We start from the raw sequence: 4,499 nt of genomic DNA, 5'->3' as shown, positions 1-4,499 counted from the left end.
CGCGCCAAAACCCGCCGCAGCAATGCGATCGCCGGTCTTAACCTTTCCTTCTCGCACTGCTTCGTCAAGGGCGAGGGGAATAGAAGCCGCCGAAGTATTGCCATATTTAGCCAAATTGCTAATTACTTTCTCAGAAGAGATATTCAGGCGATTGGCCACCGCATCCATAATACGCTGATTGGCTTGATGAAGGAGCAACCAGTCGATCGCCTCTGTGGTTAATTCAGCATTATAGAGTGCCTTAGAAATCACCTCGGGGACTTTGTCTACGGCAAAACGATAGACTTCCCGCCCATTCATGGTAATCGATTGATAGTTCCCCTGCCTCACTTCTATTTCATTTACTAAAGTGCGAGGCTCACCTTGAAAAGACAAATTAAGCGTGTGATTTTTGTGACCATCACTGTGCAGAGAGAAGCCGAGTAAGCGATCGCGCTCCTCCGTTGCCTGCATCACCACCGCCCCGGCACCATCCCCAAACAGAATACAACTGGCGCGATCGTTCCAATCTACCCAACGGGAGAGAACATCTGCACCAATCAGCAAAACATTGCGATAGACCCCCGTGCGAATAAATTGTGCTGCCGTTACCATCCCAAAAACAAACCCCGAACAAGCCGCCGTCAAATCGAAAGCTACCGCCCTCGCTGCGCCAATTTCGCTTTGAATTTTCGCTGCACTGCCAAATAAATCATCAGGAGTCGAAGTCGCCAAAACAATCAGATCGATATCCTCTGGAGCAAGATTTGCCATAGCGATCGCATTTTTTCCCGCTTCTGCTGCCAGTTGGCTCAAGGTTTCTTGGGGGGAAGCTAAGTGCCGCATCTCAATCCCCGTGCGGGTTCTAATCCATTCGTCCGAGGTTTCGACTAAATGGGAAAGTTGGTGGTTGTCCAGCGTTGCGGCTGGAGTAGCCGACCCGCTTCCGGCGATCGCAATTCCTGCCCTGAATTGTTTCAAAATCTGTTGTCCTCCTACATCGGTCATCATCAAATTTGCTGGCCTTCTAGAAAAAATAAAATCTCTTTTTTAGTTGGTTTTTTCCAGACTATAGTTTGCGTGTAGGCGATCGAGAACGCGATGGTCGATCGCTTCCTTAGCCAAACGAATAGCACTAAAAATAGTCGGTGCTTGGGAACTACCATGACTAATCACGCAAATTCCGTTGACCCCTAACAGTAAAGCACCGCCATGTTCGGCATGGTCGATCCGTTGTTTAAGACGCTTCAAATTAGGTTTGAGTATTCCCACCCCTAATTGTCCGCGAATCCCCTGGGGAAGCTCTTCTCTAATGATTTGCAATAAGATTTCACCAACAGCTTCAGCAAATTTTAGGAGGATATTGCCCACAAAACCATCACAGACAATAACATCAAAGTTGCCTGAAAGAACATCTCGTCCCTCTGCATTGCCAATAAAAGGAATTTCGGGATTAGCTTCGAGAAGTTCGTGGCTGCGTAAAGCCAGATCGTTGCCTTTGGAAGATTCTTCACCAATATTGAGCAAACCGACTTGAGGTTTGTCTACCCCTAGCACGTATTTACTATAAACAGTTCCCATTAAGGCAAACTGTTCTAAATATTTGGGACGACAATCTACATTTGCCCCCACATCGAGGATAATGACAGATTTTCCGGCGAGGAGGGTCGGGAAAATAGCGCCGATCGCCGGGCGATCGATGCCTTTAATGCGACCCAAGCGGAGTAAAGCCGATGCCATTGCTGCCCCAGAATGACCCGCAGAAATGACGGCATCGGCTTTTCCTTGCTTAACCAAATCCATGGCCACATTAATTGAAGCCTTGGGTTTTCGTCGTACCCCCGTGGCTTCTTCGTGCATGGCGATCGCATCCTCGGCAGGGACAATCTCAATATTGGACTTGAGATCGGGTTCAGTATTGCCAGATTCTTCGCGATCGCGACGACCGTGTTTTTGACCGTGTTTTTCCATGCAAGCTCGAATTTTTTGGGGATCTCCCACCAACAAAACGCGAACGTCTAATTCTTCTGCTGCTCGAATTGCACCAGCAACAATCTCGTCAGGGGCGTGGTCTCCCCCCATTGCGTCAATTGCAATTCGTTCCTTTGTGGATGCCATTGCTCGAAGTGTATAGAAGCCGTAACAAATTTTATCAGATTACGGTTATTATTGTTGATGATTTGTTATGGGTTGTTGTTTATTGACTGATAACTAATAAATGTACGGAATTGTTAGTGTCTTAAGCACTTTAAGCATTCTGTCGGCTTTGTTCGGACAGCCAGAGATTAAAACTGTCCAAACCTTGTCTTGGCAAGAAGCGAAGTTTTTTCAATTACCCAAGGAACCCAATTCGGAAGCGGAGGAAATCTTGCAGCAATACCTGCGAGACTTGGCAAGCAAAGGTTTCTCTCCCCAACGTCAGGGAATTCTGCTGCAAGCGGATATGACGAAATTAGCCTTTCGTAATGATAAGGTTCCTTTGTCGGCGGCTTCTCTGACTAAAATTGCGACAACCCTCGCTGCTGTTGATAAATGGGGACTTGACCATCGTTTTCAAACACGGATTTATCGGGTGGGAGAAATTCGCAACGGCATTTTACATGGAGATTTGCTTGTTGAAGGGGGAGGAAATCCTTTTTTTGTTTGGGAAGAGGCGATCGCCATCGGGGGATTTCTCAATCGTTTGGGCATCAAGGAAGTACAAGGGAATTTGCAGATTACGGCACCGTTTTATATGAACTATAAAACACGGGCTGAGGTTGCCGGGGAACTCTTTCGGCAGGCGATCGAGGCAGAAAGTTGGCCGGAGGTTGCCAAAAAACAGTATGAAAAAATGGCGATCGAGATACCTCGTCCCCATGTGAAGATATCGGGAAAAGTTCTGGTTTCTCCGACACAGCCTATTGATTCTCAACTATTGTTGCGCCATCAGTCCATGACTTTGGCCAATATTCTCAAGCAAATGAATATTTATAGTAATAATGTTATGGCTGAAGTTTTGGCAGAGTCGGCAGGAGGAGCGCAAGCTGTGGCACAATTGGCCGCCAATGCTGCTAATGTCCCGAAAGATGAGATTCAATTGATTAATGGCTCAGGTTTGGGGACGGATAACCGCATTTCCCCTCGGGCAGTTATTGCCATGTTAGCTGCTTTAGAGCGTCAATTGGCTGACCAACCGTTGGGGGTTATCGATCTCTTTCCCGTCGCAGGACGCGATCGCCAAGGCACCACCATCGGCCGCAAATTACCCCCCAATACAATGTTCAAAACGGGAACATTAAGGGCTGTGAGTGCCTTAGCGGGGATTCTCCCTACCCAAAAGCAAGGTTTGGTTTGGTTTGTGGTGATCAATGAAGGTAGCGACGTTTACGAACTTCGCGCCCAACAAGATATTTTTCTGCGAAAATTAGGACAAGCATGGGGAAGCGCCCCATTGAACAATGGAAAACCCCAAACTCCCCACAAATCAGAAGTTCTAGGGGATCCAAAGCGCATTTCTGCCCCCTAAAACCCTTCTCCGCTATCAACTCTCAACTACTTTCAAAACTGAAGGAATGCAAGCGAGGATTTCCTCTACAATTTCTTGGGGGGTTTGCTGCGATCGCGCGATCGCAATACGAAGATCGGCTTGAGCGTAAAGAGAACGACGTTCTGCTAACAGGATAGTAAGTTTCTCAGATAAGTCACGATCTTTCAGAAGCGGACGCGATCGATCTCCCTGTAAGCGTTGCACCAAAATTTCCACCGGGGCATCTAACCAAACAATCAAACCATGACGCAAATATCCCCAATTCTCAGGCTTGAGAATAACACCACCTCCAGTGGCGATCGCGCTTCGCGTATAAGCACAAATTTGTTCTAACACTTTAGTTTCCAAGGAGCGAAAATAGTTTTCTCCCTCAGTCGCAAAAATATTATCAATCGTTGTTTCTGCAACCCGCTCGATTAATATATCAGTATCAAAAAACCGATATCCCAGCCGACCTGCCAGTAATTGTCCTATTGTTGTTTTGCCCGTCCCCATCATACCCACAAGAAATATACTTGTACCCTGTAACAACTGCTTTTCACCTCTTAAATTCATTTGTTAGTAATTCTACTGCATGGGATATGCTGAAGATAGTCCTTTCGACAAAATCTTAAATATTGTTAAATTGTCCTCGTTCATTTTCTCTCACGCTCAAAATACCTCTATAAATCAAACTTAAAGGAGATAAACTCGATTGGCGATCGAGTAAATCTATTGGAGAACCCTTAAAGATTGCGCTATAGTAGGTATTTAGAGTTCTCAAGCAATAATTCCCACAGAGAAAAATGTTTGCATCAACTTATTTCATTCAAACACTTTCTTAACTCTGTTGTTCTGGGATGCTTCTTTTAGAGCTAGGGAACAACAAAAGGGATTTGCCGAAAAAGCCGAAAAAGAGTGTTATCAATAGCACAATCATTCTCCAAGATCGTGCTAGACTCAAATCTGCTTTCCTCAAACATTAGAGACTCTCTACAACAACAAACACTGT

At 45.9% G+C, this 4,499-nt stretch carries 4 protein-coding genes; 1 reads left to right on the top strand and 3 read right to left on the bottom strand.

Translation table 11 applies throughout. The annotated features are described in order from the left end of the window. Together VB714_RS14710 and plsX are read right to left on the bottom strand one after the other, a co-directional pair. The coding region (locus VB714_RS14710; RefSeq protein ID WP_323225366.1) for a beta-ketoacyl-ACP synthase 3 at positions 1 to 990 on the bottom strand (990 nt) is incomplete at its 3' end. Between the two features lie 39 nt (positions 991 to 1,029). Beyond that, complete coding sequence (gene plsX, locus VB714_RS14705) at positions 1,030 to 2,097, bottom strand: phosphate acyltransferase PlsX (RefSeq protein WP_323225365.1); 1,068 nt, start codon at positions 2,095 to 2,097, stop codon at positions 1,030 to 1,032. A 100-nt stretch (positions 2,098 to 2,197) separates the two neighbouring features. Here plsX and VB714_RS14700 point away from each other — a divergent pair, with 100 nt between their 5' ends. Next, entirely contained in the window at positions 2,198 to 3,487 is a 1,290-nt protein-coding gene (locus VB714_RS14700; RefSeq protein ID WP_323225364.1) for a D-alanyl-D-alanine carboxypeptidase, read from the top strand. A 15-nt stretch (positions 3,488 to 3,502) separates the two neighbouring features. Here VB714_RS14700 and VB714_RS14695 read toward each other — a convergent pair whose 3' ends face one another. After that, complete coding sequence (locus VB714_RS14695; protein ID WP_323225363.1) at positions 3,503 to 4,063, bottom strand: shikimate kinase; 561 nt, start codon at positions 4,061 to 4,063, stop codon at positions 3,503 to 3,505. Positions 4,064 to 4,499 lie beyond the last annotated feature (436 nt).

Origin of the sequence: Spirulina sp. 06S082, assembly GCF_034932145.1 — a bacterium.
Taxonomy (GTDB): Bacteria; Cyanobacteriota; Cyanobacteriia; order Cyanobacteriales; family Spirulinaceae; genus CCY15215.
Note: the sequence above shows the minus strand (reverse complement) of the source record. Positions and strands in the feature narration are given on the sequence as shown.

Excerpts from the sequence above, each read along its gene's own strand:
- VB714_RS14700 (WP_323225364.1), top strand. The coding sequence starts at position 2,198 with ATGTACGGAATTGTTAGTGTCTTAAGCACTTTAAGCATTCTGTCGGCT.
- plsX (WP_323225365.1), bottom strand. The coding sequence starts at position 2,097 with ATGGCATCCACAAAGGAACGAATTGCAATTGACGCAATGGGGGGAGAC.
- VB714_RS14695 (WP_323225363.1), bottom strand. The coding sequence starts at position 4,063 with ATGAATTTAAGAGGTGAAAAGCAGTTGTTACAGGGTACAAGTATATTT.